Raw genomic sequence first — 26,035 nt, forward strand, 5'->3', positions numbered from 1 at the left:
CTGCCAAGGCTACGGCCGACTGGCGGGAGCAGGGAGAGCACGTACCGTCCGCCCCTTGCCATGGACGGTGGCGAGCAAGCCGTGCCCCTCCATCTGAGCCAGGACACGCCGTACGGCCGTACGGGAGGCATCGAAGCGCTCACAAAGCTTCGCTTCCGAGGGGTAGGTGTCTCCGACCGACAGCGAATCCTCTGCGATCAGGTCTGCCATCCGCTCGGCGAGGGAACGTCGGTCACCACCCCGTGCGATCCGCCACCCGATCCCGGGAGCAGACTCCACGACACCATCACGTTCGAGGACCTTGAGTGCTCGGCGGATCGTGTTACGCGACACGTTGTACTCACGGATCAAATCAGCCTCTGATGGCAGCGCGTCGGCAGTCTCATCCTCGCCGATCCGTTTCCGCAGGGCCTCTGAAATGACCAGGTAGGTTCCGCGCGGACTGGCCTCCGGCACGTCAGCTCCTCTCCCTCGCTCCACGGCCAAGAGTGCCATGACCTCAGGCAGTATCAAGGGGAGCTGACCGGACCAGAGGAGAGCCGTGAACCTGCTTCCCACCATCACCACTGTCGATGTCCAGGAACAGGCACCGCGCGTAGCCGTACTCCCGATCGGGTCGTACGAGCAGCACGGGGGTCATCTGCCGCTCATCACCGACACGGCCATCGCCTGTGTCATCGCTCGCGGACTAGCTGCGGCGTACCCCGTCCTCGCCCTGCCACCCATCTCGATCGCGTGCAGCCATGAGCACGGCACCTGGCCTGGCACCGTCAGCATCAGCGCGCGAACCTTGCACTTGGTGATCACAGACGTTGCGGAGTCCTTGGAGGCATCCGGCATCCGCAAGCTGGTGCTCGTCAACGCCCACGGCGGCAACTACGTGCTGTCCAACATCGTCCAAGAGGCGAATCTCACCGAGCCGCGTATGAGCCTCTTCCCGCAGGGGCGGGAATGGGACCGAGCCCGCGAGCAGGCAGGGCTTGTCAGCAATGCCCACGACGACATGCACGCGGGAGAGATCGAGACCTCGATCCTGCTGCATGCAGAGCCGTCATTCGTCCGCCCGGGGTACGAAAGCGCCGATCACGACAGCGGGGAACGGCCGTTCCTGCTCACCCTCGGCATGAAGGCGTACACCGATTCAGGAGTCATCGGCTTTCCCTCGTACGCCACTGCGGAAAAGGGCAAGGCCGTACTGGCCAGCCTCACCGCCAGCTTCGAGGACCACCTCACGGCTCTTGGGGAGGCGTAGCCGCACTATTCAGTGCGGGGCCACCAGGCCCCGCACTTCCTGCATGGGCCCCAGGGACCTTCCTTCGCTGCACCACATCGGGGGCACGCATCTCGCACTGGCACGCTCAATCACCCCTTACTCACCTTCACCGCAAACCCGTAAGTAGCTGACCATTCGGCCTCGTGAGCCTCTTCTCGGATGCGCTCACGCCATCCGGCATCCCTCAGCGGGCCATCGTGACCGAGACCCAGAGCCTTGCACGGAGTAGCGCAACGGCGCCCTGCGAGTGAGTAGCGAGTGAGATCCGTCCAGACAAGGTGCCCGATAGGTATAGACGCAGGCCAGAGCCGTAATCACGCGGCGCATGATCATGCCCTCCGGAGCCGTGTGCGCAGGTTCGAATCCTGCCGGGGGCACTCGCCGGATCAGCTGCCCAAGTTGGTATGTGATCTGTGCGGATGCCGAAAGAAGTAGGGCGGGAGTCAGTCTCACTGACTCCCGCCCTTTTCGTTGTCCTGCGGGTCGGCTGGTCCGGTCCGTGGTGCGGGCCGCGGAGCTGTTCCGGGCCCGGAACCCCGGCTGCGAGGTCGAGATCCGGGAGGCCCAGCTCTGCGCCCCCCTCGACGGTCGACTACGGCCTGATGTGGCCGACGGCGAGCAGGAGCCGGATGATCCGCCCCTGCCCGGATGTCGTCGACGACGAACTCGCACCGTCGGCGGTCGAGGACCGGCATCGCCGCCAAGGCCGTTCGCCGGCCCTTGCCCGTCAGAGAAAGGCCGCGGGCAGGGAGGCGCCGGTGGCGTGCAGATGCTTCAACGCGACCGCGAAGGAATGGCAGTCGAAGAGGGCCGAGTGCTCCCGGCCCGCCGTCGGCTCGGGGAGGCCGAAGACCTGCCACAGGCGGCCCACGTTGGAGGTCGCCGTCTCCGGGGCGACGGTGTTCAGCCAGGGGCGGACGTTGAGGAAACCGGCGGTCAGGAAGGAGCTCTTGATGTGCTCGCCGCGGGCTCGGGCCCAGGCGATGTTCTCGCCGAGGACGACCATGTCGTTGCCGTAGGAGAGCACGGACTGGCCCTGGCAGAAGGACAGGAAGTCGCCGAGAGCCTCGGCCGGTGGGAGGCCGTCCCGATCCACCGACTCCTGGTCGATGCCGGTGAGTTCGGTGAAGTACGGGGACAGGCGCGGGTTCATCACGGGGTGGACCAGGGCCTCGTACTCCTCGACGACGGAGAAGTCGTGGCGCAGGCGCAGGGCGCCGATCTGGACGATCTCGCGGTACTGGCCCGGTGCCGACCAGTCCTGCTCGAGTGCTTCCGGCCATGTCGTGAATTCCAGGTCGAATACAACGAAGGTTGACATGACGGCCTTTCCCTGTGGACGGCCTCCCGCTGGCGTTGCGGAGCGTATCGCCCGGCCGGGCTGGCCTGGCGGATTCCCGTGTGGTGCGTGTGCTGCGTGGGGCGTCGCCAGCGGGCGTTCGTGTGTTCGGCAACACGGTGTCGTGCTCGGTGGGCGGGGGTCGGTGCGTCCGCCCTGGTCCGGACCTCGGCGGCCCGCTGCGGCTCCCCCGCAAGTGGCAGAAGTAGGCAAAACCCGGACGCGATGGCGGCTGTCGACCTACTCTCAAGTTGTGCCAGGCGTGTCCGGCCGTGTGCTTGTTGTTGACGACAACAAGGTCATCCGGCAACTGATCAGGGTCAATCTCGAGCTGGAGGGCTTCGAGGTCGTGACCGCGGCCGATGGTGCCGAGTGTCTGGAAGTCGTCCATCAGGTGCGGCCCGATGTGGTGACGCTCGATGTGGTGATGCCGCGGCTCGACGGGCTTCGGACGGCGGCGCGGTTGCGGTCCGATCCTCGGACGCGGGGGCTTCCGCTTGTGGTCGTGAGTGCTTGTACGCAGTACGAGGTCGAGGCGGGCATCGAGGTCGGGGTCGACGCGTTTCTGGCGAAGCCGTTCGAGCCCGCCGAGCTCCTCGGGATCGTCCGACAGCTGGTCGACCGGGGCCGGGGCCCCCGCGACTGGACCCCGGACCCCTCCGCGGTCCCGGGCTGCCCCTAGCCCCTCCGGAGGGCGGGGCCGTTCCCTTGCGCGGACATCACAGGCACCGTCGGCCGTGGGCACAGCGGGTGGCGGCAGGAATAGACCGCACCCCCACCGAACCGTTTGCCGCAATCCGAACCGGAGGGGACGTGCCGGTATGTCCGCGCGCAGCTCGGCCCACCACGAGGGGCGTACACAAGACGTAGGCGCCGCCACACACGCGAGCACGGACATACCGGCACGGCCCCGCACCCACGCACCGGAGCGAGGGCGAAGGACAGCAACCACCCACCAGCCCGAGGACGAAGGACCGCACCCACCCACCGGAGCGAGAGCAAAGGACCACACCCACCCACCGGACGGACGGCGAACGACCACGACAAGGCGCCCCCGCCAGAAACCCCGGCGCACCCCACCCCCCACCTCCCATACCCTTGTCCCGTGACCCCGGCACAGCTCTCCCGTACCGTCCTGCGCGCCATGCGCCGCGCCGTGGACGCCGGGGAGCTCAGCGCCACCGTCCCGGACGACGCCCACGTGGAGCGGCCGAGGCCGGGCGGCACGGGGGACTACGCGACGAACCTGGCGCTGCGGATCGCCAAAGAGGCGGGCGCACCCCCGCGCCGCGTCGCCGAGCTGCTCTCCGCCCGCCTCACCGCGGAGCCCGGCATCGCCCACGCCGAGGCCACAGGACCGGGCTTCGTCAGCATCACCCTGGATCCCCACGGCGCCCCCGCCCTCGTGGCGGAGATCCGCGAGCAAGGGGAGAGCTACGGCCACGTGGCCCGGGACACCGGCGCCCTTGTCCAGCTCCACACCCCCCACGACCTGCGCGCACTCGTCGTGGCCGACGCGGCACGAAGGATTCTGCGCTCGCAGGGCGCCCTCGTACGCGTGACGAGCGACGAGGCGCCGGACGAGCGGTGGGTGGAGCTCGCAGGGGTGCGCGTGGACGCGTACGGACGGCCTCCGACACCCCTGACGACCCTCCGCCCCGTCCCTCCGCCCCCCGGCAGCCCGGACCCCCTGGACCTGGGCGCCGACGCAGCCCGCTGGGCCCTCCTGCACCCCGCCCCCCACGACCGCCCCCACACCGACCCCGAGCAGCACCTCGCCCAGCACGAGTCGAACCCCCTGTTCCGCATCCGGTACGCGTACGCACGCACCCGCGCGCTCACGCGCAACGCGGCCGACCTAGGCTTCACAGCGGCTCCCGGAGCGACCGACGCGTCCGCGCACGACCTCCTGGGAGCCCTGGGCGACCACCCCACCGTCCTGGCGACCGCAGCCCGCCGCCACGCCCCGGACCGCCTGACCCGGCACCTCGTCCGGACCGCCGACGCCTTCCTCGCGCAGGCCCACACGGTGCTGCCGCTCGGCGACGAGAAACCCTCGGCCGCCCACCGCTCCCGCCTGGCGCTCGCCGAGGCCGCGGGGACGGTGCTCGCAGGCGGCCTGTCCCTGCTCGGCATCAGCGCGCCCGAATACTTGTGAGACGAGAAGAGCCAGAAGAGCCATGAGCCGTTCCGCACACCCCGCAGGCCCCCGCCACGGAGACGTCCTGCCCGAGGGGCATTACTCCGCCCCGCCCGCCGACCTGAACGCCCTGGACCCTAAGGTCTGGTCCCGCACGGTCACCCGCGCCGAAGACGGCACGGTCACCGTCGGCGGAGTCGAAGTGAAGCGGCTGGCCGAGGAGTTCGGCACGCCCGCGTACTTCCTCGACGAGGCCGACTTCCGCGCCCGCTGCCAGGCGTGGCGCGACGCCTTCGGCCCGGACGCCGACGTCTTCTACGCGGGCAAGGCGTTCCTGTCGCGGGCCGTCGTGCGCTGGCTGCACGAAGAGGGCCTGAACCTCGACGTGTGCTCGGGCGGCGAGCTGACGACGGCGCTCGACGCCGGGATGCCGGCCGACCGGATCGCGTTCCACGGCAACAACAAGACGGTGGACGAGATCGAGCGCGCGGTCGCGGCGGGGGTGGGCCGCATCGTCCTCGACTCGTTCCAGGAGATCGTGCGGGTCGCGCACATCGCGGACCGGCTCGGCACGCGCCAGCGGGTGCAGATCCGGGTGACGGTCGGCGTCGAGGCGCACACGCACGAGTTCATCGCGACCGCGCACGAGGACCAGAAGTTCGGCCTGGCGCTCGCCGGGGGACAGGCCGCGGAGGCCGTGCGGCGCGCGCTGAAGCTGGACGGCCTGGACGTCATCGGCATCCACAGCCACATCGGGTCGCAGATCTTCGACACGGCGGGCTTCGAGGTGGCCGCCCGCCGTGTGGTGTCGCTGCTCGCCGAGATCCGCGACGAGCACGGCGTCGAGCTGCCCGAGATCGACCTCGGCGGCGGCCTCGGCATCGCGTACACCTCGGACGACGACCCCCGCGAGCCGCACGAGATCGCCACGGCGCTGCGCGAGATCGTGACGCGGGAGTGCGCGGCGGCGAAGCTGCGCACGCCCCGCATCTCCGTCGAGCCGGGCCGCGCCATCGTCGGCCCCACGGCGTTCACGCTGTACGAGGTCGGCACCATCAAGCCGCTCGACGGACTGCGGACGTACGTCTCCGTCGACGGCGGCATGTCGGACAACATCCGTACGGCGCTGTACGACGCCGAGTACAGCGTCGCGCTCGTGTCGCGCTCGTCCGACGCCGAGCCGATGCTGGTACGGGTCGTCGGCAAGCACTGCGAGAGCGGCGACATCGTCGTGCGGGACGCGTTCCTGCCCGCCGACCTCGCGCCCGGCGACCTGATCGCCGTGCCCGCGACGGGCGCGTACTGCCGCTCGATGGCGAGCAACTACAACCACGCGCTGCGACCGCCGGTCGTGGCGGTGCACGAGGGCGCGGGGCGCCTCATCATGCGCCGCGAGACGGAGGAGGACCTGCTCCGTCTCGACGTGGGGTGAGAGAACCCCACGTGACGTGGGGTGAGAGAACCCCACGCGACGTGGGATGACACCATCCCGCTCGACGTGGGTGACACCACCCCGAAAAGCTCCCGGTTCGTGAAATACGTGTCTCACGATCCGGACTATGGTCGGAAACACCGTTTCGGTGGGTGAGACTGGTCCCACCGCAGTTGGAGAAGGAAACGAGGTCGGATGATGCGTACGCGTCCGCTGAAGGTGGCGCTGCTGGGCTGTGGGGTTGTCGGCTCAGAGGTGGCGCGCATCATGACGACGCACGCCGACGACCTCACAGCGAGGATCGGCGCCCCGGTCGAGCTGGCCGGGGTGGCCGTCCGCCGCCCCTCCAAGGTGCGCGCGGGCATCGACCCGGCGCTGGTGACGACGGACGCGACGGCGCTGGTCAAACGAGGCGACATCGACGTGGTCGTCGAGGTCATCGGCGGCATCGAGCCCGCCCGGACGCTCATCACCACCGCGTTCGAGCACGGCGCCTCCGTGGTCTCCGCGAACAAGGCGCTGATCGCCCAGGACGGCGCGGCCCTGCACGCGACGGCCGAGCAGCACGGCCGCGACCTGTACTACGAGGCGGCGGTCGCGGGCGCGATCCCGCTGATCAGGCCGCTGCGCGAGTCGCTCGCCGGGGACAAGGTCAACCGCGTGCTCGGCATCGTGAACGGCACCACGAACTTCATCCTCGACAAGATGGACTCGACGGGCGCCGGGTACCAGGAGGCCCTCGACGAGGCCACCGCCCTCGGGTACGCCGAGGCCGACCCGACCGCCGACGTCGAGGGCTTCGACGCCGCCGCCAAGGCCGCGATCCTCGCCGGCATCGCCTTCCACACCCGGGTCCGGCTCGACGACGTCTACCGCGAGGGCATGGCCGACGTCACCGCCGCCGACTTCGCCTCCGCCAAGCGCATGGGCTGCACCATCAAGCTCCTCGCCATCTGCGAGCGGGCCGCCGACGGCGGCTCCGTCACCGCGCGCGTGCACCCCGCGATGATCCCGCTCAGCCACCCGCTGGCAAGCGTCCGCGAGGCCTACAACGCCGTCTTCGTGGAGGCCGAGGCCGCCGGTCAGCTGATGTTCTACGGCCCCGGCGCGGGCGGCGCGCCCACCGCCTCCGCCGTCCTCGGCGACCTGGTCGCGGTCTGCCGCAACAAGCTCGGCGAGGCCACCGGGCCCGGCGACTCCGCGTACACGCAACTGCCCGTGAGCCCCATGGGCGAGGTCGTCACGCGGTACCACATCAGCCTCGACGTGGCCGACAAGCCGGGCGTGCTCGCCCAGGTCGCGACGGTCTTCGCCGAGCACGGCGTATCCATCGATACGGTCCGTCAGACGGGCAAGGACGGCGAGGCGTCCCTCGTCGTCGTCACCCACCGCGCGCCCGACGCCGCCCTCAGCGGCACCGTCGAGGCGCTGCGCCGACTCGACACCGTGCGTGGTGTCGCCAGCATCATGCGGGTTGAAGGGGAGTAAGCAGCAATGACCCACCAGTGGCGCGGAATCATCGAGGAGTACCGGGACCGCCTTCCGGTCTCCGCCACCACGCCGGTCGTGACGCTCCGCGAGGGCGGCACGCCGCTCGTGCCGGCGCAGGTGCTCTCCGAGCGCACGGGCTGCGAGGTCCACCTCAAGGTCGAGGGTGCCAACCCCACGGGGTCCTTCAAGGACCGCGGCATGACCATGGCGATCACCAAGGCCAAGGAGGAGGGCGCGAAGGCCGTCATCTGCGCCTCCACCGGCAACACGTCGGCCTCGGCCGCCGCCTACGCCGTCCGCGCGGGCATGGTCTGCGCCGTCCTGGTGCCGCAGGGCAAGATCGCCCTCGGCAAGATGGGCCAGGCGCTCGTCTACGGCTCGAAGATCCTCCAGGTCGACGGGAACTTCGACGACTGCCTGAACCTCGCGCGCGGGCTCTCCGAGAACTACCCGGTGGCGCTGGTCAATTCGGTCAACCCGTTCCGCATCGAGGGCCAGAAGACGGCGTCCTTCGAGATCGTCGACGCCCTCGGCGACGCGCCCGACATCCACGTCCTCCCCGTCGGCAACGCGGGCAACATCACGGCCTACTGGAAGGGCTACAAGGAGTACGCGGCCGACTCGGTGTCGACGCGCACCCCGCGCATGTGGGGCTTCCAGGCCTCCGGCTCCGCGCCGATCGTGCGCGGCGAGGTCGTCAAGGACCCCTCGACGATCGCCACCGCGATCCGCATCGGCAATCCGGCCTCGTGGCAGCACGCGCTCGCCGCGCGCGACGAGTCGGGCGGCTTCATCGACGAGGTGACGGACCGTGAGATCCTGCGCGCCTACAAGCTGTTGGCGTCCCAGGAGGGTGTCTTCGTGGAGCCCGCGTCCGCCGCGTCCGTCGCCGGTCTGCTGAAGGCGGCCGAGCAGGGCAAGGTGGACAAGGGCCAGCGCATCGTGTGTACGGTGACGGGCAACGGCCTCAAGGACCCGGACTGGGCCGTCGCGGGTGCCCCGCAGCCGGTCACGGTGCCGGTCGACGCGGCCGCCGCGGCGGAGCGCCTGGGCCTGGCGTAACGCCCAAACCTCTCAACTCCCCACAGGGGGTGCACAGGGGGCTCGCGACACGCATCGTGCGCCTCCTGTGCGCCCTATGTCGCCGCAGAACCTTCCTTCGATAGGCTGTAGCCAACCCACCCCGCATATGCCACCACATATGCCGTGGTGCCGTCCGCAGAGACGGCTCCCGGGTGCTGCCGTCCCATGCCGGACGTGTGCTGGTCCAGGCGGCAAGTCCTCCACAAAACAGAGCTCAAGGAGATCAACGAGCGATGGCCGGTCCCGCGTTCCGCGCCGCCGCCGTCAGGGTGCGCGTGCCTGCCACCAGCGCAAACCTCGGCCCGGGCTTCGACGCCCTGGGCCTGGCGCTGGGGCTCTACGACGACGTGGTGGTCCGCGTCGCCGACTCCGGCCTGGGCGTCGACATCGCGGGAGAGGGCAGTGAGACGCTGCCCCGCGACGAGTCGCACCTGCTCGTGCGGTCCCTGCGGACCGCCTTCGACCTGCTCGGCGGACAGCCGCGCGGCCTGGAGATCGTCTGCGCCAACCGCATCCCGCACGGCCGGGGCCTCGGCTCCTCCTCCGCCGCCATCTGCGCCGGCATCGTCGCCGCCCGCGCGGTGACCATAGGCGGCGACAGCAAGCTCGACGACGCCGCGCTCCTGGAGCTTGCCACCGAGATCGAGGGCCACCCCGACAACGTCGCCGCCTGCCTGCTCGGCGGCTTCACGCTGTCCTGGATGGACGGCTCCGCGGCCCGCGCGATCAGGATGGATCCCGCCGATTCCATCGTTCCGGTGGTTTTCGTCCCCGGAAAGCCCGTGCTCACCGAAACCGCCCGCGGACTGCTGCCGCGCACCGTCCCGCACGTGGACGCGGCCGCCAACGCGGGCCGGGCCGCCCTGCTCGTCGAGGCCCTGACCAGGCGCCCCGAGCTGCTGCTGCCCGCCACCGAGGACCGCCTGCACCAGGAGTACCGCGCCCCGGCCATGCCCGAGAGCGCCGCCCTGGTGGAGCGCCTGCGCGCCGACGGCGTGCCCGCGGTGATCTCCGGCGCGGGACCCACGGTCCTCGCGCTGGCCGAGGACAGTGCGGCCGACAAGGTCGCACGACTGGCGGGGGAGGGCTGGGCGGCGAACCGCCTGGCGCTCGACGCCACCGGAGCGAGCGTGCTGCCGCTTGCACCCTGAGACGGTGACAGCGGCAAATCCGCGGAGTCCGGATTTGGAGAGGGGGAATGTTTGTTGGATCCGGTAGTGTTAACCTCAAGTCTGCACCCGACCCCACCATGGCGAGGTGCTTTGTGTCCCCGTCCGGGACATCCATCCTTCCGGGAGCCTCCCAAACTGCTCTGTGCCCCGCACTGAGCGGTGCCGAGCACGCTCCGGAACCGGCGTGACCGAGCCGAGTGACCACCGCACCTCAGTGGCCCGGCACCGGGAATCGCCACATCTGTGAACTCTTCCGCCGCGTTGGCGGACAACCGCCCCGGCACGGTCCGCACACCAGGGACCGCCGGACAGCACAACCGGTCGCCGAGCCAGACAGGCCGACGTCCGCTCCAGGGAAGGACCCTTCGTGAGCGACACCACCGATCTGATGGGCGTGACTGCCGACACGCCCGCCACGGACGCCTCCGCGGCGCCTGCCACCGGTGCTTCGGCCGGACGGCGGCGCCGCGGCACCGGCCTCGAGGGCATGGTGCTGGCCGAACTGCAGCAGGTCGCATCGGGCCTCGGAATCAAGGGCACCGCGCGGATGCGCAAGAGCCAGCTGATCGAGGTCATCAAGGAGGCGCAGGCCGCAGGCGGAGCCCCGGCGAAGAGCGCCCCGGCCGCAGCCTCTGCCGGGGACGCCGAGACCAAGCCGAAGCGCCGCGCCACCTCCAGGGCGCGCACCGGCGACGCCGCCGAGAAGGCCGCCGCGACCAAGGCCGCCAAGTCCGATGAGGCCGTCGCGGCCCCGGCCGAGCAGCCGAAGGCCGCCCAGCAGCAGATCGACATCCCGGGCCAGCCCGCGAGTGAGGACAAGTCCTCCGGCGCCCGCGGCCGTCGTCGTGTCACCGCCGAGGCCGGCAGCCCCGAGACCGTGACCGCCGAGGCCAAGGCCCAGGCCGAGCCGAAGGCCGAGGCCGGTGCCGTCAAGACGGAGGCGGAGAAGGCCGACCGTGGCGACCGGGGCGACTCCGACGGCGGCGAGGGCCGCCAGGGCCGCCGCGACCGCCAGGGCCGCGGCCGGGACCGCGACCGCCGCGGCAACAAGGGCGACGACCAGCAGGGCGGCGGCAACCGCAAGGAGCAAGGCGGCCGCCAGGACCGGCAGGACCGTCAGGACCGCAAGGACCGCGACAACGGCCCGCAGGACGACGGTTTCGACGACGACGGCGGTGGCCGCCGCGGCCGCCGCGGCCGTTACCGCGACCGCCGTGGCCGTCGCGGCCGCGAGGACTTCGCGGGCGAGCCGCAGGTGTCCGAGGACGACGTCCTGATCCCGGTCGCGGGCATCCTGGACATCCTCGACAACTACGCCTTCATCCGTACGTCGGGCTACCTCCCCGGCCCGAACGACGTGTACGTCTCGCTGGCCCAGGTCCGCAAGAACGGCCTGCGCAAGGGCGACCACGTCACGGGTGCGGTGCGCCAGCCCAAGGACGGCGAGCGCCGCGAGAAGTTCAACGCGCTGGTCCGCCTCGACTCGGTGAACGGCATGGCGCCCGAATCCGGGCGCGGACGGCCGGAGTTCAACAAGCTGACGCCCCTTTACCCGCAGGACCGGCTCCGCCTGGAGACCGACCCGGGCGTCCTGACGACCCGCATCATCGACCTCGTCGCGCCCATCGGCAAGGGCCAGCGCGGCCTGATCGTGGCCCCGCCGAAGACCGGCAAGACCATGATCATGCAGGCGATCGCCAACGCGATCACGCACAACAACCCCGAGTGCCACCTGATGGTCGTCCTGGTCGACGAGCGTCCGGAAGAGGTCACCGACATGCAGCGGTCGGTCAAGGGCGAGGTCATCTCCTCGACCTTCGACCGTCCGGCCGAGGACCACACCACGGTCGCCGAGCTGGCCATCGAGCGCGCCAAGCGCCTCGTCGAGCTGGGTCACGACGTGGTCGTGCTGCTCGACTCGATCACGCGTCTGGGCCGTGCGTACAACCTCGCCGCCCCGGCCTCCGGCCGCATCCTGTCCGGTGGTGTCGACTCGACGGCCCTCTACCCGCCCAAGCGCTTCTTCGGCGCCGCGCGCAACATCGAGGACGGCGGCTCGCTGACCATCCTCGCCACGGCGCTCGTGGACACCGGCTCGCGCATGGACGAGGTGATCTTCGAGGAGTTCAAGGGCACCGGCAACGCCGAGCTCAAGCTCGACCGCAAGCTCGCCGACAAGCGCATCTTCCCGGCGGTGGACGTCGACGCGTCCGGCACCCGCAAGGAAGAGATCCTGCTCGGCAGCGACGAGCTCGCCATCACCTGGAAGCTGCGCCGCGTGCTGCACGCGCTCGACCAGCAGCAGGCGATCGAGCTGCTCCTGGACAAGATGAAGCAGACGAAGTCGAACGCGGAGTTCCTGCTCCAGATCCAGAAGACGACGCCTGCCCCCGGCAACGGCAACGACTGACCTGGCGCGGGCGCCCACACCAGGCGCACCGGAAGGGGCCGCTCCCGTCTCACGACGGGAGCGGCCCCTTCCGTATGTCGGGGTGTGCGGGAGAGGCCGGTCGGCACCGGTGAGGGCCGAGCCCGGCCGAGAGACCTTGCCCACACGGATAAGAGTTTCTTACGGTCACGGGCGGTAGCGTCCTCGCGAGCGAAACCGCAGGTGGGGGGCCAAAAGTACTAGACGACGCACACAGTGCGTAGCCGTCGGACCTCGGGGCGCTCACAGGGTGCCATGCAACCCTTCTTTCGGTTTTCACGTCTGACAATTGACGAAAAGCCAATGCCTGGCCCTGAAAGCAGGGGGTACCCGACCGACGAGGACTGAGGAGCGCATGACCGACGAGAGCAGCCCCGCCGACGCGAAGCCGAAGCACCGCGGCAAGGGCGGCCGGCGACGCAAGCCGCGCAGCAAGCGCAAGAAGGCGCTCGTCATCACGGCGTGGTCCGCCGCCGCCGTGGTCGTCCTCGGGGGCACCGGCCTCGGCTACGTGTACTTCAAGCTCAACGGCAACATCAAGGGCGTCGACATCAACGCCGCGCTCGGCACCGACCGCCCCGAGAACATCGACAACGGCTCCCAGGACATCCTCGTCCTCGGCTCCGACTCGCGCTCCGGCAAGAACGCCAAGTACGGCAAGGACGAGGGCGCGGCCCGCTCCGACACGGCGATGATCGTGCACGTCTACAAGGGCCACAAGAAGGCCAGCGTGGTCTCCATACCCCGCGACACCCTCATCACCCGGCCCGAGTGCGCGGTCAAGGACGGCGACGGCAAGGTCGACCCGGGCGGCCAGCGCCAGATGTTCAACACGGCGTACGAGGTCGGCGGCCCGGCCTGCGCCGTGAAGACGGTCGAGAAGATGTCCGGCATCCGCATGGACCACTACGTCGAGGTCGACTTCACGGGCTTCAAGAAGCTCATCGACACCCTCGGCGGCGTGGACATCACCACCAAGCAGCCGATCAAGGACAAGGACAGCCACCTCGACCTGCCGGCGGGCTCCCACACCCTGAACGGCGAGCAGGCCCTCGGCCTGGTCCGCACCCGGCACGGCGTCGGCGACGGCAGCGACCTCGGCCGCATCCAGCTCCAGCAGGCCTTCATCAAGGCCTTGATGAACCAGGTCAAGGACATCAACCTCTTCGGCAACCCGAAGAAGCTCTACGACCTCGCGGACTCCGCCACCAGCGCCATCACCACCGACTCCGAGCTGGACACGGTCAAGGACCTGGCGGGCTTCGCCAATGGCCTCAAGGGCATCGGCTCGGGCGACATGAAGATGGTCACGCTGCCCATCCAGTACGACCCGGCCGACCGCAACCGCGTCCTTCCCCTGGAGGAGGCGGGACAGCAGGTCTGGGACGCCCTCAAGGCCGACAAGCCCATCCCCAAGTCCGCCACCGACAAGTCCGCGGGCGACAAGGGCAGCGCCGGCAAGGTCGTCACCAGCGACTGACCCTCACGGGGCACACCCTCATACCCCTCCGGGGTCGCTCCGGGAATACTTCCGGGCCGACCCCGGTTTGGGCAGATGCGGCCAGTCCTGGCAGACTGGTACGTCGGCCCCGGTTCACGCATCCGCATCCCGCGTCTGCGACCCGGTGCCCTCCCGAAACTAGGAGACACCTTGAAGCGCGACATCCACCCCGAGTACGTCGAGACGCAGGTCAGCTGCACCTGTGGCGCGTCGTTCACCACCCGTAGCACGATCTCCGGCGGCACCATCCGCGCCGAGGTCTGCTCCGAGTGCCACCCGTTCTACACGGGCAAGCAGAAGATCCTCGACACCGGTGGCCGTGTGGCCCGCTTCGAGGCCCGCTTCGGCAAGGCTGCCGGCTCCGCCAAGAAGTAGCGAGCCACCTGCGCCGGTCTTCGGCCGCCCTCACCAGGGGGCGGCCGGGACCGGCGTTTGCCGTCCCGCAGCCCCTTCACGCAGAACCAGGAGCCCCCGATGTTCGAGGCGGTCGAGGATTTGGTCGGCGAGCACGCCGACCTGGAGAAGAAGCTCGCCGACCCTTCGGTCCACGCCGATCAGGCCAACGCTCGCAAGCTGAACAAGCGCTATGCCGAGCTGACCCCGATCGTCTCGACGTACCGCACCTGGAAGCAGCTCGGTGACGACATCGAGACCGCGCGCGAGTTCGCCGCCGACGACCCGGACTTCGCGGCCGAGGTCAAGGAGCTGGACAAGGAGCGCGACGACGTCACCGAGAAGCTGCGGCTGCTGCTCGTGCCGCGCGACCCGAGCGACGACAAGGACGTCATCCTGGAGGTCAAGGCGGGCGCGGGCGGCGACGAGTCGGCGCTGTTCGCCGGTGACCTGCTGCGCATGTACCTGCGGTACGCCGAGCGCGTCGGCTGGAAGACCGAGATCATCGACGCCACCGAGTCCGAGCTGGGCGGCTACAAGGACGTCCAGGTCGCCGTGAAGACCAAGGGCGGCCAGGGCGCCACCGAGCCCGGCCAGGGCGTCTGGGCGCGGCTGAAGTACGAGGGCGGGGTGCACCGCGTGCAGCGCGTGCCCTCCACCGAGTCGCAGGGCCGCATCCACACCTCCGCGGCCGGTGTCCTCGTCACGCCCGAGGCGGAGGAGGTCGACGTCGAGATCCACGCGAACGACCTGCGGATCGACGTCTACCGCTCCTCGGGCCCCGGCGGGCAGTCCGTCAACACCACCGACTCCGCCGTGCGCATCACGCACATCCCCACCGGAGTCGTCGCTTCCTGCCAGAACGAGAAGAGCCAGCTCCAGAACAAGGAGCAGGCGATGCGTATCCTGCGCTCCAGGCTTCTCGCCGCGGCGCAGGAGGAGGCGGAGAAGGAGGCGGCGGACGCCCGTCGCAGCCAGGTCCGCACCGTCGACCGCTCCGAGAAGATCCGTACGTACAACTTCCCGGAAAACCGCATCTCCGACCACCGAGTGGGCTTCAAGGCGTACAACTTGGACCAGGTGCTCGACGGCGATCTCGACGCCGTCATCCAGGCCTGCGTCGACGCGGACTCCGCCGCGAAGCTCGCCGCCGCGTAAGCCCACCCTTCGACGAACCGCCCCCGGAGGACCAGCGTGAACCTGCTGCTCGCGGAAGTGGCCCAGGCCACCCAGCGGCTGGCCGACGCCGGCGTGCCCTCGCCGCGCAACGACGCGGAGGAGCTCGCCGCCTTCGTGCACGGCGTGAAGCGGGGCGAGCTGCACTCCGTCAAGGACGCGGACTTCGACGCCCGCTACTGGGAGACCATCGCGCGCCGCGAGGCCCGCGAGCCGCTCCAGCACATCACCGGGCGCGCCTTCTTCCGCTACCTGGAGCTCCAGGTCGGGCCCGGCGTCTTCGTGCCCCGCCCCGAGACCGAGTCGGTCGTCGGCTGGGCCATAGACGCCGTGCGCGCGATGGACGTCGTCGAGCCGCTGATCGTCGACCTGTGCACCGGCTCCGGCGCCATCGCCCTCGCCATGGCGCAGGAGGTCCCGCGCTCGCGCGTGCACGCCGTGGAGCTGTCCTCGGACGCGCTGCCGTGGACCCGCAAGAACGTCGAGGGCTCCAGGGTCGACCTCCGTCAGGGCGACGCGCGCGACGCGTTCCCCGACCTCGACGGCCAGGTCGACCTGGTCATCTCCAACCCCCCGTACATCCCTTTGACGGAATGGGAGTACGTTGCGCCGGAGGCCCGGGACTACGATCCCGAACTCGCCCTGTTCTCCGGCGAGGACGGCCTCGACCTGATCCGCGGCATCGAGCGCACCGCGCACCGGCTGCTGCGGCCCGGCGGGGTCGTCGTGGTGGAGCACGCGGACACCCAGGGCGGCCAAGTGCCGTGGATCTTCACGGAGGAGCGGGGCTGGGCGGATGCCGCCGACCACCCCGACCTGAACAACCGGCCGCGGTTCGCGACCGCCCGCAAGGCGATGCCGTGACCACCGCGGCGACGCAGAAGACGATGCACGTGATGTACGCCGACGAGACGTACGTGTACGAGGAGGCCAGCTGATGGCACGGCGATACGACACCAACGACGCGACCGACCGTACGACCGGTCTGCGCGAGGCCGCGTCCGCCGTCCGCCGTGGCGAACTGGTCGTGCTGCCCACGGACACCGTGTACGGCATCGGCGCCGACGCCTTCAGCCCCGAGGCGGTCGCCGACCTCCTCGACGCCAAGGGCCGCGGCCGCTCCATGCCGACGCCCGTCCTCATCGGCTCCCCGAACACCCTGCACGGCCTCGTCACGGACTTCTCCGAGTCCGCCTGGGAGCTCGTCGACGCCTTCTGGCCGGGGGCCCTCACCCTCGTCGCCCGGCAGCAGCCCTCCCTGCAGTGGGACCTCGGCGACACCCGCGGCACCGTCGCCATCCGGATGCCCCTGCACCCCGTCGCCATCGAGCTGCTCACCGACGTCGGCCCGATGGCCGTGTCCTCCGCCAACCTCACCGGGCACCCGGCGCCTGAGGACTGCGACGCCGCCCAGGAGATGCTCGGCGACTCCATCTCCGTCTACCTCGACGGCGGGCCCACGCCCGGCATCGTGCCCTCCTCCATCGTGGACGTGACCGGCAAGGTGCCCGTCCTGCTGCGGGCCGGCGCGCTCGACGCGGACGAGCTGCGCAAGGTCGTACCCGACCTCGAGGTGGCCAATTGAGGGCCCCTGAGTCGGGGCGTGGCATAGCGGGCCGCAGTGAGACAGCCGAGCACTCGGTGTCCTTCGGTTCCCTCGGAGCCGCGGGCACACCCGGCAGCTTCCGCATCCTCCACGTCAGCACCGGCAACGTCTGCCGCTCGCCCATCACCGAGCGGCTGACCCGGCATGCCCTCACCGACCGGCTCGGTGACCCGCTCACCGGGGGGCTCGTCGTCGAGAGCGCCGGGACCTGGGGGCACGAGGGGGCGCCCATGGAGACCAACGCCGAGGCCGTCCTCGCGGACTTCGGCGCCGATGCCTCCGGATTCGTGGGGCGGGAGCTGCTCGACGACCACGTCATCCGGGCCGACCTCGTCCTCACCGCAACCCGGGACCATCGGGCCCAGGTCATCTCCATGGGGCACTCCGCCGGGCTGCGCACCTTCACCCTGAAGGAGTTCACCCGGCTCGTGCGGGCCATAGATCCCGCCACGCTGCCCGATCCCGACGGCACCGACGGCATCGTCGAGCGTGCCCGCGCGCTCGTGCGTGCCGCCGCCGCCCTCCGTGGCTGGCTCCTCGCCCCCTCCGCCGAGGCCGACGAGGTCTACGACCCCTACGGCGCCCCCCTCCCCTTCTTCCGCTCCGTCGGCGGCGAGATCCAGCAGGCGCTGGAGCCCGTGGTGACGGCGCTGACGGGGGTGCCGGCGGCGCGGGCGTAGTCCCTGCGGGGCTTTCCCCAGTCCCGCCCCTTCCCGAAACCGGGGGCGCTGCCCCCGGGCCCCCGGGTGGGGGGTCCCGGGCGGGTGGGACAGCCTCCGCCGAATCGCCGCTCCGCGGCTCGTCCTCAATCGCCGGACGGGCTAGAAATAGCCCCTCCGGCGTTTGAGGAGCGGGGGTCTGGGGGCGGAGCCCCCGGTTTCGGGAAGGGGCGGGGTTGGGGACCTTCGCGGTAGCGCCCACCGCGCAGCGCCACCGCCCCCGGCCTACATTGGAAGGATGACGACGGCCGACGCGGGACCCGCCGCCGCTGCGGCGGCGTATGCGGGGCTGCGGCGGCAGGACCCGGAGCTGGCCGACGTGGTGCTCGGCGAGCTGGAGCGGCAGTCGAGCAGCCTGCAACTGATCGCGGCGGAGAACTTCACGTCGGAGGCCGTCCTCGCGGCCCTGGGCTCACCGCTGGCGAACAAGTACGCGGAGGGCTACCCGGGAGCCCGCCACCACGGCGGCTGCGAGCTGGTGGACGTGGCGGAGCGCATCGCCACGGACCGAGCGAAGGCCCTGTTCGGCGCCGACCACGCGAACGTACAGCCGCACTCGGGATCCGCGGCCGTCCTCGCGGCCTACGCGGCCCTGCTGCGCCCGGGCGACACGGTCCTGGCGATGGGCCTGCCGTACGGCGGTCACCTCACGCACGGCTCGCCCGCGAACTTCTCGGGGCGATGGTTCGACTTCGTGGGGTACGGCCTCGACCCGGAGACGGGGCTGATCGACTACGAGGAAGTGCGGGCGCTGGCGCGCACCCACCGGCCGAAGGCCATCGTGTGCGGCTCGATCGCCTACCCGCGGCACATCGACTACGCGGCGTTCCGCGCGGTGGCGGACGACGTGGGCGCCCACCTGATCGCCGACGCGGCCCACCCCGTGGGCCTGGTGGCGGGCGGCGCGGCGCCGAACCCGGTGCCGTACGCGGACGTGGTGTGCGCGACGACGCACAAGGTGCTGCGCGGCCCGCGCGGCGGCATGATCCTGTGCCGCCGGGAGCTCGCGGAGCGGGTGGACCGGGCGGTGTTCCCGTTCACGCAGGGCGGCGCCCAGATGCACACGATCGCCGCCAAGGCGGTCGCGTTCGGCGAGGCGGCGACACCGGCCTTCACGGCGTACGCGCATCAAGTCGTGGCGAACGCGAGGGTGTTGGCGCAGGCGCTCGCGGGGGAGGGGTTCGACATCAGCACCGGCGGCACGGACACGCACCTGATTCTGGCCGACCCGGCTCCGCAGGGGGTGTCGGCGGCGGTGGCGCGCGGCCGTCTCGCCGCGGCCGGACTGGTCCTGGACACCTGCGCGCTGCCCCACGGCGGAGCCGCTGATGTCACGGTCGGCGACGGCCGGGGCCTCAGGCTCGGCACGGCGGCCGTCACCACACAGGGCATGGGCGAGGGTGAAATGGCAAGAATCGCCGCGCTGTTCGCGGGCGCGGTCCGTGAGGAGGCCAAAGTCAGGGACGCGGTGCGGGAAATGGCAGGCCGATTTCCGCCGTATCCGAGTGCGGGGAGAGGGCGATCGGCACCTGCGTAGCGGACTTGTGCAACGATCGTCGCTACCCAGACGTCCCCAACCTTATGCGCGCGAAGCTAGGGTGTGGTGCTGAGATGGCCAGCGATACCTGTGGGGAAGCCCGTGCGTGAATATCTGCTGACGCTCTGCATCACGGCCGCGGTGACCTATTTGCTGACCGGCCCGGTGCGGAAGTTCGCGATCGTGGCCGGCGCCATGCCGGAGATCCGCGCGCGCGACGTGCACCGGGAGCCGACGCCCCGGCTCGGCGGAATCGCGATGTTCTTCGGGCTGTGCGCGGGGCTTCTGGTCGCCGACCACCTGCCGAACCTCAATGAGGTCTTCACGAAGTCGAACGAGCCGCGCGCGCTGCTCTCCGGCGCCGCGCTGATCTGGCTCATCGGGGTCCTCGACGACAAGTTCGAGATCGACGCGCTGATCAAGCTCGGCGGCCAGATGATCGCCGCTGGCGTCATGGTCATGCAGGGCCTGACGATCCTCTGGCTGCCCATCCCGGGCGCCGGGACGGTCTCCCTGACCCAGTGGCAGGGCACGCTCCTCACGGTCGCCCTGGTGGTCATCACGATCAACGCGGTGAACTTCGTGGACGGCCTGGACGGCCTGGCGGCGGGCATGGTGTGCATCGCGGCCGCGGCGTTCTTCATGTACGCGTACCGCATCTGGTACGGGTACGGCATCGAGGCCGCCGCCCCCGCAACGCTCTTCGCGGCCATCCTGATGGGCATGTGCCTGGGCTTCCTGCCGCACAACATGCATCCGGCCAGGATCTTCATGGGCGACTCGGGGTCGATGCTCATCGGCCTCGTCCTCGCCGCGGGCGCCATCTCCATCACCGGGCAGGTCGACCCGGACGCGATGAAGCTGAACCTGGGCGGCACCCGGGACGCCACGCACGCGATGCTCCCGGTCTTCATCCCGCTGCTCATGCCGCTGACGATCATCGCGATCCCGTTCGCGGACCTGGTGCTCGCCATCGTGCGCCGCACCTGGAAGGGCCAGTCGCCGTTCGCCGCCGACCGCGGCCATCTGCACCACCGGCTCCTGGAGGTCGGCCACTCGCACAGCCGAGCCGTCCTGATCATGTACTTCTGGTCGGCCCTCATCGCCTTCGGCACCGTCGCCTACTCGGTGCACTCCACGAGCATGTGGATCCTGCTCCTGATCGTCTTCCTCAGCGCGGTCGGCCTCGCCCTGCTCCTGCTGCCCCGCTTCACCCCGCACACCCCCGGCTGGGCGGAGAGCTTCGTGCCGCCGCGGTACCGGCGCAGGCGGGCGGAGCTGGCGGCGCGTGCGGCCGCCGACGAGGCCGCGTACGGGACGCCGGGGGCCGCTGTGGCCGCCGGTGCCGGTGGGGCCGCCGGGGCCGCGGAGACGGCCGGGGAGGGCGCGGGGGAGTCCGCCGGGGCCGACGCGGGCGCCGGCGAGGACGGGGGGTCCCGTCGGCCGGTCGGCGCGGGCGTCAACGGCGCGACCGCCCTCGGCACCCGCCCGCGCTTCCTGGACCGGCGCAAGGCCGGTTCGTCGCGTTGACGCGACCGCCAAAGCGGCCCATTACCAGACAAGTCGCCCGCCAAAGTGCACAGACGCGCGGATTACTTCTCATGTGTGACGGCGGGCACACCTGACAGGTAAAGACCTCATCAAATAGTTTGTGATACCGTTCACGAAACCCGGCGACAGAGCCGAAGGACCGTAGTGCGACGGTCTCTTGGCCCGAGGACCCCACTCGGACCGGGTCTACGCTCGTCCATGACGACACCCTGCCCCCATCTGTAAGCGGAGTTGCCGCCATGCCGTCTCAAGACACCCGGAATCTCCTGCAGTGCGCCGTGCCCACGGCTGCCGTCGGCGCGATCATCGCCGTCGTCAGCGGCGTGGTCTCGGGCGGCAAGGGAGCACTCGGCGCTGTCGTCGGCACCGTGGTGGTCGTCGCCTTCATGGGGCTCGGTGTGTACGTCCTCCAGCGGACGGCAAAATCGCTTCCGCAGTTGTTCCAGGCGATGGGCATGATGCTCTACGTCGCCCAGTTGCTGCTGCTTCTCATCTTCATGGGTCTGTTCAAGGACACCACCCTGTTCAACCCGAAGGTCTTCGCGCTCGCTCTCGCCGTCTCGACCGTCGTGTGGATGGCGTCACAGGCCCGCGCGCACATGAAGGCCAAGATCTTCTACGTCGACCCGGAACCCGAACCTTCCTCCGCCAACTCTTCCGAGAAGAGCGAAAAGGCGGAGAAGTCGGGGTCCACGACGTGAGTGGTAGGGCCGGGATAAATGCCCGTTCGAGATCCTGCTATCGTCCGGTGCCAACTGCGGCACTGCAGGCGCGGGCATCTGAGCTGACGCCTGCACCATCGCGAGGCTCGATGCCTGAGCGCCGCTCACACTTCCGAAACACCAGTCCGGTGCCGACCCGCGGCTGCGCGCCGCGCCGACACGACAACGAGGTTGCCGTACCTATGCGTCACGCCGAAGGAGCCCGCGGTGAGTGCTGACCAAACTGAGCTCGCCTTTGACTGGAGCTGTCGGATCATGTCCGACAACGGCTGTGGCTTCCCGGCTCCGGGCCTGCACTCGTTCCTCTTCAAGCCGATCTTCGAGGTCGGTGGGTTCGAGTTCAACAAGGTGATGCTGCTCGCCCTGATCTCGACCGCGCTGGTGGTGACCTTCTTCTACGCCGCTTTCGGCAAGGCGAAGATGGTCCCGGGCAAGGTCCAGATGATCGGCGAGGCCGGCTACGACTTCGTACGCCGCGGGATCGTGTACGAGACCATGGGCAAGAAGGACGGCGAGAAGTACGTCCCCCTGATGGTCTCGCTGTTCTTCTTCATCTGGATCATGAACATCTGGTCGGTGATCCCGCTGGCCCAGTTCCCGGTGTCGTCGGTCATCGCCTACCCGTTCGTCCTCGCGGGCATCGTGTACTTCGTCTGGGTCCCCCTGACGTTCAAGCGCCACGGTTTCGTCGGCGGCTGGAAGAACATCACCGGCTACGACAACTCGCTCGGCCCGATCAAGTGGCTCGTCGCCTTCATCGAGTTCTTCTCGAACCTGCTCGTGCGCCCGTTCACGCACGCGGTGCGACTCTTCGCCAACATGTTCGCCGGTCACCTGATGCTGGTGATGTTCACCGTCGCCTCCTGGTACCTGCTGAACAGCTGGCTGATCCCGGCCGCCGGTGTCTCCTTCGTGATGACCATCGCGATGATCGGCTTCGAACTCTTCGTGCAGGCCGTCCAGGCGTACGTCTTCGTGCTCCTCGCCTGCTCCTACATCCAGGGCGCTCTCGCCGAGCACCACTGAGCACCCTCCCCGCAACCCCCTAAGCGCCCGGTGGCCAACCCCCACCGGTCCAAGAAAGAGAAGGAAGTAACGGCATGTCCGCGACTCTCGAGCTCGCCGCCCTCGAAGGCAACATCAAGGCCCTCGGCTCCATCGGCTACGGCCTCGCGGCCATCGGCCCGGGCATCGGCGTCGGCATCGTCTTCGGCAAGGGCACCGAGGCGCTCGCCCGTCAGCCCGAAGCCGCCGGTCTGATCCGTGCCAACCAGATCCTCGGTTTCGCCTTCTGTGAGGCGCTCGCCCTGATCGGCATCGTCATGCCGTTCGTCTACGGCTCCTGATCGCCGCAGACGAATAGTCCCGTTCGACGAAAGGCACTGATGTGATCGCCAACCTGGTTCAGCTGGCGGCCGAGGAAGAGCAGAACCCGCTCATTCCTCCGGGCCCCGAGCTGCTTGTCGGCGCCATCGCCTTCGCCATCGTTTTCTTCTTCTTCTGGAAGAAGCTCATCCCGAACATCAACAAGGTTCTGGACGAGCGCCGGGAGGCGATCGAAGGCGGTATCGAGAAGGCCGAGGCCGCTCAGACCGAGGCCCAGAGCGTCCTCGAGCAGTACAAGGCTCAGCTCGCCGAGGCCCGCCACGAGGCCGCGCGGCTGCGCCAGGAGGCGCAGGAGCAGGGCGCCCAGCTCATCGCCGAGATGCGGGCCGAGGGCCAGCGGCAGCGCGAGGAGATCGTCGCCGCCGGTCACACCCAGATCGCGGCCGACCGCAAGGCCGCCGCGCAGGCGCTGCGCCAGGACGTGGGCCAGCTGGCCACCGAACTGGCCGGCAAGCTCGTCGGCGAGTCGCTCGAAGAGCACGCCCGGCAGAGCCGCACCATCGACCGCTTCCTCGACGACCTCGACGCGAAGGCAGAGGCCACTCGATGACAGCGCATGGAGCCAGCCGCGAGGCCCTGGCCGCCGCGCGTGAGCGTCTCGACGCGCTGACCGACAGCACCTCGGTCGACGCGAAGCAGCTCGCGGACGAGCTGGCCGCGGTCACCGCGATGCTCGACCGCGAGGTCTCGCTGCGTCGAGTCCTGACCGACCCGGCGCAGTCCGGCGAGGCCAAGGCGGAGCTGGCGTCCCGGCTGCTCGGCGGCAAGGTCGGCGGCGAGACCGCCGACCTGGTGGCCGGCATGGTGCGCTCCCGCTGGTCGCAGTCGCGCGACCTGGTGGACGGCCTGGAGGAGCTGACCAACCTCGCCGACCTGACCGCCGCGCAGAAGTCGGGCGCGCTGGACAACGTCGAGGACGAGCTCTTCCGGTTCGGCCGGATCGTCTCCTCCAGCACCGAGCTGCGGTCGGCGCTCACCGACCGGGCCGTGAACGCCACGGCCAAGAGCGGCCTGGTGCACGGCCTGCTCGACCGCCGGGCGGACGTCGTCACGGAGCGTCTGGTCGAGCGTCTTGTGACCGCGCCCCGTGGACGTAGCCTGGAAGAGGGCCTCGAGTCCCTCTCCAAGCTGGCCGCGGACCGCCGGCAGCGCATGGTCGCCGTCGTCACCTCCGCTGTTCCGCTGTCGGACCAGCAGAAGCAGCGGCTCGGCGCGGCGCTCGCGAAGATCTACGGGCGCCAGATGCACCTGAACCTCGACGTGGACCCGACGGTCCTCGGCGGGATCCGGGTGCAGGTGGGCGACGAGGTCATCAACGGCTCCATCGCGGACCGCATCGAGGACGCGCACCGCCGTATGGCGGGCCAGTAACTCAACAAGCAAGATCGACGGCCCTGGTTGGGCCGTGCACAGGATGCAAAGTTTCTGGGGGGAGCCCCCAGATCCCCCAAAGAAACTTCGGGCCCAACAAGGAGAGCAGGGAACCCAGATGGCGGAGCTCACGATCCGGCCGGAGGAGATCCGGGACGCGCTGGAGAACTTTGTCCAGGCGTACAAGCCGGACGCGGCCTCGCGCGAGGAGGTCGGTACGGTCACCCTGGCCGGCGATGGCATCGCGAAGGTCGAGGGCCTGCCCTCGGCCATGGCCAACGAACTGCTGAAGTTCGAGGACGGGACCCTTGGTCTCGCGCTGAACCTGGAAGAGCGCGAGATCGGTTCGATCATCCTCGGTGAGTTCAGCGGCATCGAGGAGGGTCAGTCGGTGCAGCGCACCGGCGAGGTCCTTTCGGTCGCGGTGGGCGAGGGCTACCTCGGCCGCGTCGTCGACCCGCTCGGCAACCCGATCGACGGCCTCGGCGAGATCGAGACGTCCGGCCGCCGCGCCCTTGAACTGCAGGCCCCCACGGTCATGCAGCGCAAGTCGGTGCACGAGCCGATGGAGACCGGCTACAAGGCCGTCGACGCGATGACCCCGATCGGCCGCGGTCAGCGTCAGCTGATCATCGGTGACCGCCAGACCGGCAAGACCGCCCTGGCCGTCGACACGATCATCAACCAGCGCGACAACTGGCGCTCCGGTGACGTGAACAAGCAGGTCCGCTGCATCTACGTCGCCATCGGTCAGAAGGGCTCCACCATCGCCTCCGTGCGCGGTGCCCTGGAAGAGGCCGGCGCCCTGGAGTACACGACCATCGTCGCCGCCCCGGCGTCCGACCCGGCCGGCTTCAAGTACCTGGCGCCGTACACCGGCTCGGCCATCGGCCAGCACTGGATGTACGAGGGCAAGCACGTCCTCATCGTCTTCGACGACCTGTCGAAGCAGGCCGACGCCTACCGCGCCGTGTCCCTGCTGCTCCGCCGCCCGCCGGGGCGCGAGGCCTACCCGGGTGACGTCTTCTACCTGCACTCCCGCCTGCTCGAGCGCTGCGCGAAGCTCTCGGACGAGATGGGCAAGGGCTCGATGACCGGTCTGCCGATCGTCGAGACCAAGGCGAACGACGTGTCGGCGTTCATCCCGACCAACGTCATCTCCATCACCGACGGCCAGTGCTTCCTGGAGTCGGACCTGTTCAACGCCGGTCAGCGCCCCGCGCTGAACGTCGGTATCTCCGTCTCCCGAGTCGGTGGTTCCGCGCAGCACAAGGCGATCCGTCAGGTCTCAGGACGACTGCGCGTGGACCTCGCCCAGTTCCGTGAGCTGGAGGCGTTCGCCGCCTTCGGTTCCGACCTGGACGCCGCGTCCAAGGCGCAGCTGGAGCGTGGCCAGCGCATGGTCGAGCTGCTCAAGCAGCCGCAGTACCAGCCGATGGCGACCGAGGACCAGGTCATCTCCGTCTGGGCCGGCACCACCGGCAAGATGGACGACGTACCGGTGAACGACATCCGGCGCTTCGAGCGCGAGCTGCTCGACTACCTGCACCGCAAGGAGCAGGGCCTGATGACCTCCATCAAGGAGGGCGCCAAGATGTCGGACGACACCATCACGGCCATCGGTGACGCCGTCGCGGAGTTCAAGAAGCAGTTCGAGACCTCGGACGGGAAGCTTCTCGGCGAGGACGTTCCTGCCGCTGCCGGCAAGTGACGAC

At 69.9% G+C, this 26,035-nt stretch carries 24 protein-coding genes and 1 tRNA gene; 23 read left to right on the forward strand and 2 right to left on the reverse strand.

Annotated features, from left to right (window positions below):
• Positions 1 to 9: 9 nt before the first annotated feature.
• Complete coding sequence (locus OO63_RS43700) at positions 10 to 456, reverse strand: GntR family transcriptional regulator (RefSeq protein ID WP_078619309.1); 447 nt, start codon at positions 454 to 456, stop codon at positions 10 to 12.
• Positions 457 to 541: 85 nt separating this feature from the next.
• Here OO63_RS43700 and OO63_RS23075 point away from each other — a divergent pair, with 85 nt between their 5' ends.
• Both OO63_RS23075 and OO63_RS45530 read left to right on the forward strand, forming a co-directional pair.
• On the forward strand, positions 542 to 1,252 hold the full coding sequence (locus tag OO63_RS23075) for a creatininase family protein (protein WP_030361187.1): 711 nt from the start codon (positions 542 to 544) through the stop codon (positions 1,250 to 1,252).
• 328 nt (positions 1,253 to 1,580) lie between these two features.
• Positions 1,581 to 1,650 (forward strand) — tRNA-Arg (locus OO63_RS45530).
• Between the two features lie 350 nt (positions 1,651 to 2,000).
• On the opposite strand, the gene OO63_RS23080 is transcribed toward OO63_RS45530, so the two are convergent.
• Positions 2,001 to 2,594 carry a 3'-5' exonuclease gene (locus OO63_RS23080; RefSeq protein WP_030361188.1) on the reverse strand — a complete coding sequence of 198 codons (594 nt, stop codon included), beginning with the start codon at positions 2,592 to 2,594 and terminating at the stop codon, positions 2,001 to 2,003.
• Positions 2,595 to 2,757: 163 nt separating this feature from the next.
• On the opposite strand from OO63_RS23080, the gene OO63_RS23085 reads away from it, so the two are divergent.
• The 21 genes from OO63_RS23085 (at position 2,758) to atpA (ending at position 26,031) form a co-directional block, all read left to right on the forward strand.
• Positions 2,758 to 3,294: a response regulator gene (locus OO63_RS23085; RefSeq protein WP_078619310.1), complete on the forward strand. Its 537-nt coding sequence runs from the start codon at positions 2,758 to 2,760 to the stop codon at positions 3,292 to 3,294.
• Between the two features lie 423 nt (positions 3,295 to 3,717).
• Positions 3,718 to 4,770 carry an ArgS-related anticodon-binding protein NrtL gene (gene nrtL / locus OO63_RS23090; protein ID WP_030361190.1) on the forward strand — a complete coding sequence of 351 codons (1,053 nt, stop codon included), beginning with the start codon at positions 3,718 to 3,720 and terminating at the stop codon, positions 4,768 to 4,770.
• A gap of 22 nt (positions 4,771 to 4,792) precedes the next feature.
• Entirely contained in the window at positions 4,793 to 6,184 is a 1,392-nt protein-coding gene (lysA, locus tag OO63_RS23095) for a diaminopimelate decarboxylase (RefSeq protein ID WP_030361191.1), read from the forward strand.
• 198 nt (positions 6,185 to 6,382) lie between these two features.
• Complete coding sequence (locus OO63_RS23100) at positions 6,383 to 7,672, forward strand: homoserine dehydrogenase (RefSeq protein WP_030361192.1); 1,290 nt, start codon at positions 6,383 to 6,385, stop codon at positions 7,670 to 7,672.
• A gap of 6 nt (positions 7,673 to 7,678) precedes the next feature.
• Positions 7,679 to 8,737, forward strand: coding sequence for a threonine synthase (thrC, locus tag OO63_RS23105; RefSeq protein ID WP_030361193.1), 1,059 nt, complete (start codon positions 7,679 to 7,681; stop codon positions 8,735 to 8,737).
• Positions 8,738 to 8,991: 254 nt separating this feature from the next.
• Positions 8,992 to 9,909, forward strand: a complete 918-nt coding sequence (gene thrB / locus OO63_RS23110) for a homoserine kinase (RefSeq protein WP_030361194.1) — start codon at positions 8,992 to 8,994, stop codon at positions 9,907 to 9,909.
• 388 nt (positions 9,910 to 10,297) lie between these two features.
• A complete protein-coding gene (gene rho, locus OO63_RS23115) occupies positions 10,298 to 12,340 on the forward strand; it encodes a transcription termination factor Rho (protein WP_030361195.1) in 2,043 nt (680 codons plus the stop codon).
• Between the two features lie 373 nt (positions 12,341 to 12,713).
• Positions 12,714 to 13,838 (forward strand): LCP family protein, encoded by a 1,125-nt coding sequence (locus OO63_RS23120; protein WP_030361196.1) that lies wholly within the window; start codon positions 12,714 to 12,716, stop codon positions 13,836 to 13,838.
• A gap of 171 nt (positions 13,839 to 14,009) precedes the next feature.
• Positions 14,010 to 14,234, forward strand: coding sequence for a 50S ribosomal protein L31 (gene rpmE, locus OO63_RS23125; protein ID WP_030361197.1), 225 nt, complete (start codon positions 14,010 to 14,012; stop codon positions 14,232 to 14,234).
• Positions 14,235 to 14,333: 99 nt separating this feature from the next.
• Entirely contained in the window at positions 14,334 to 15,410 is a 1,077-nt protein-coding gene (gene prfA / locus OO63_RS23130; RefSeq protein ID WP_030361198.1) for a peptide chain release factor 1, read from the forward strand.
• A gap of 36 nt (positions 15,411 to 15,446) precedes the next feature.
• The gene (prmC, locus tag OO63_RS23135) at positions 15,447 to 16,292 is read left to right on the forward strand and encodes a peptide chain release factor N(5)-glutamine methyltransferase (RefSeq protein WP_030361199.1); all 846 of its coding nucleotides are present in this window, start codon (positions 15,447 to 15,449) and stop codon (positions 16,290 to 16,292) included.
• Positions 16,293 to 16,365: 73 nt separating this feature from the next.
• A complete protein-coding gene (locus OO63_RS23140; RefSeq protein WP_030361200.1) occupies positions 16,366 to 17,013 on the forward strand; it encodes an L-threonylcarbamoyladenylate synthase in 648 nt (215 codons plus the stop codon).
• On the forward strand, positions 17,010 to 17,714 hold the full coding sequence (locus OO63_RS23145; RefSeq protein WP_030361201.1) for an arsenate reductase/protein-tyrosine-phosphatase family protein: 705 nt from the start codon (positions 17,010 to 17,012) through the stop codon (positions 17,712 to 17,714). Before OO63_RS23140 ends, OO63_RS23145 begins: the two co-directional genes overlap by 4 nt.
• A gap of 277 nt (positions 17,715 to 17,991) precedes the next feature.
• Positions 17,992 to 19,290, forward strand: a complete 1,299-nt coding sequence (locus OO63_RS23150) for a serine hydroxymethyltransferase (RefSeq protein ID WP_051811107.1) — start codon at positions 17,992 to 17,994, stop codon at positions 19,288 to 19,290.
• 102 nt (positions 19,291 to 19,392) lie between these two features.
• Positions 19,393 to 20,820 (forward strand): MraY family glycosyltransferase, encoded by a 1,428-nt coding sequence (locus tag OO63_RS23155; RefSeq protein WP_030361203.1) that lies wholly within the window; start codon positions 19,393 to 19,395, stop codon positions 20,818 to 20,820.
• Between the two features lie 260 nt (positions 20,821 to 21,080).
• Positions 21,081 to 21,542 (forward strand): Cg1360 family ATP-synthase-associated protein, encoded by a 462-nt coding sequence (locus tag OO63_RS23160; protein WP_030361204.1) that lies wholly within the window; start codon positions 21,081 to 21,083, stop codon positions 21,540 to 21,542.
• 228 nt (positions 21,543 to 21,770) lie between these two features.
• Positions 21,771 to 22,589 (forward strand): F0F1 ATP synthase subunit A, encoded by an 819-nt coding sequence (gene atpB / locus OO63_RS23165; protein WP_030361205.1) that lies wholly within the window; start codon positions 21,771 to 21,773, stop codon positions 22,587 to 22,589.
• A gap of 74 nt (positions 22,590 to 22,663) precedes the next feature.
• The gene (gene atpE, locus OO63_RS23170) at positions 22,664 to 22,909 is read left to right on the forward strand and encodes an ATP synthase F0 subunit C (protein WP_030361206.1); all 246 of its coding nucleotides are present in this window, start codon (positions 22,664 to 22,666) and stop codon (positions 22,907 to 22,909) included.
• 41 nt (positions 22,910 to 22,950) lie between these two features.
• Positions 22,951 to 23,499, forward strand: a complete 549-nt coding sequence (locus OO63_RS23175) for a F0F1 ATP synthase subunit B (protein ID WP_030361207.1) — start codon at positions 22,951 to 22,953, stop codon at positions 23,497 to 23,499.
• Positions 23,496 to 24,320, forward strand: a complete 825-nt coding sequence (locus tag OO63_RS23180; RefSeq protein WP_030361208.1) for a F0F1 ATP synthase subunit delta — start codon at positions 23,496 to 23,498, stop codon at positions 24,318 to 24,320. The genes OO63_RS23175 and OO63_RS23180 overlap by 4 nt, the downstream gene beginning before the upstream one ends.
• 118 nt (positions 24,321 to 24,438) lie before the next feature.
• A complete protein-coding gene (gene atpA / locus OO63_RS23185; protein ID WP_030361209.1) occupies positions 24,439 to 26,031 on the forward strand; it encodes a F0F1 ATP synthase subunit alpha in 1,593 nt (530 codons plus the stop codon).
• Positions 26,032 to 26,035: the final 4 nt, after the last annotated feature.

It is taken from the genome of Streptomyces alboflavus (assembly GCF_000716675.1).
Taxonomy (GTDB): Bacteria; Actinomycetota; Actinomycetes; order Streptomycetales; family Streptomycetaceae; genus Streptomyces; species Streptomyces alboflavus.

Coding starts and splice junctions, on each gene's coding strand:
- OO63_RS23080 (WP_030361188.1), bottom strand. CDS start 2,594: ATGTCAACCTTCGTTGTATTCGACCTGGAATTCACGACATGGCCGGAA.
- lysA (WP_030361191.1), top strand. CDS start 4,793: ATGAGCCGTTCCGCACACCCCGCAGGCCCCCGCCACGGAGACGTCCTG.
- OO63_RS23100 (WP_030361192.1), top strand. CDS start 6,383: ATGCGTACGCGTCCGCTGAAGGTGGCGCTGCTGGGCTGTGGGGTTGTC.
- thrC (WP_030361193.1), top strand. CDS start 7,679: ATGACCCACCAGTGGCGCGGAATCATCGAGGAGTACCGGGACCGCCTT.
- thrB (WP_030361194.1), top strand. CDS start 8,992: ATGGCCGGTCCCGCGTTCCGCGCCGCCGCCGTCAGGGTGCGCGTGCCT.
- OO63_RS23120 (WP_030361196.1), top strand. CDS start 12,714: ATGACCGACGAGAGCAGCCCCGCCGACGCGAAGCCGAAGCACCGCGGC.
- prfA (WP_030361198.1), top strand. CDS start 14,334: ATGTTCGAGGCGGTCGAGGATTTGGTCGGCGAGCACGCCGACCTGGAG.
- OO63_RS23140 (WP_030361200.1), top strand. CDS start 16,366: ATGGCACGGCGATACGACACCAACGACGCGACCGACCGTACGACCGGT.
- OO63_RS23150 (WP_051811107.1), top strand. CDS start 17,992: ATGACGACGGCCGACGCGGGACCCGCCGCCGCTGCGGCGGCGTATGCG.
- OO63_RS23160 (WP_030361204.1), top strand. CDS start 21,081: ATGCCGTCTCAAGACACCCGGAATCTCCTGCAGTGCGCCGTGCCCACG.
- atpE (WP_030361206.1), top strand. CDS start 22,664: ATGTCCGCGACTCTCGAGCTCGCCGCCCTCGAAGGCAACATCAAGGCC.
- OO63_RS23180 (WP_030361208.1), top strand. CDS start 23,496: ATGACAGCGCATGGAGCCAGCCGCGAGGCCCTGGCCGCCGCGCGTGAG.
- atpA (WP_030361209.1), top strand. CDS start 24,439: ATGGCGGAGCTCACGATCCGGCCGGAGGAGATCCGGGACGCGCTGGAG.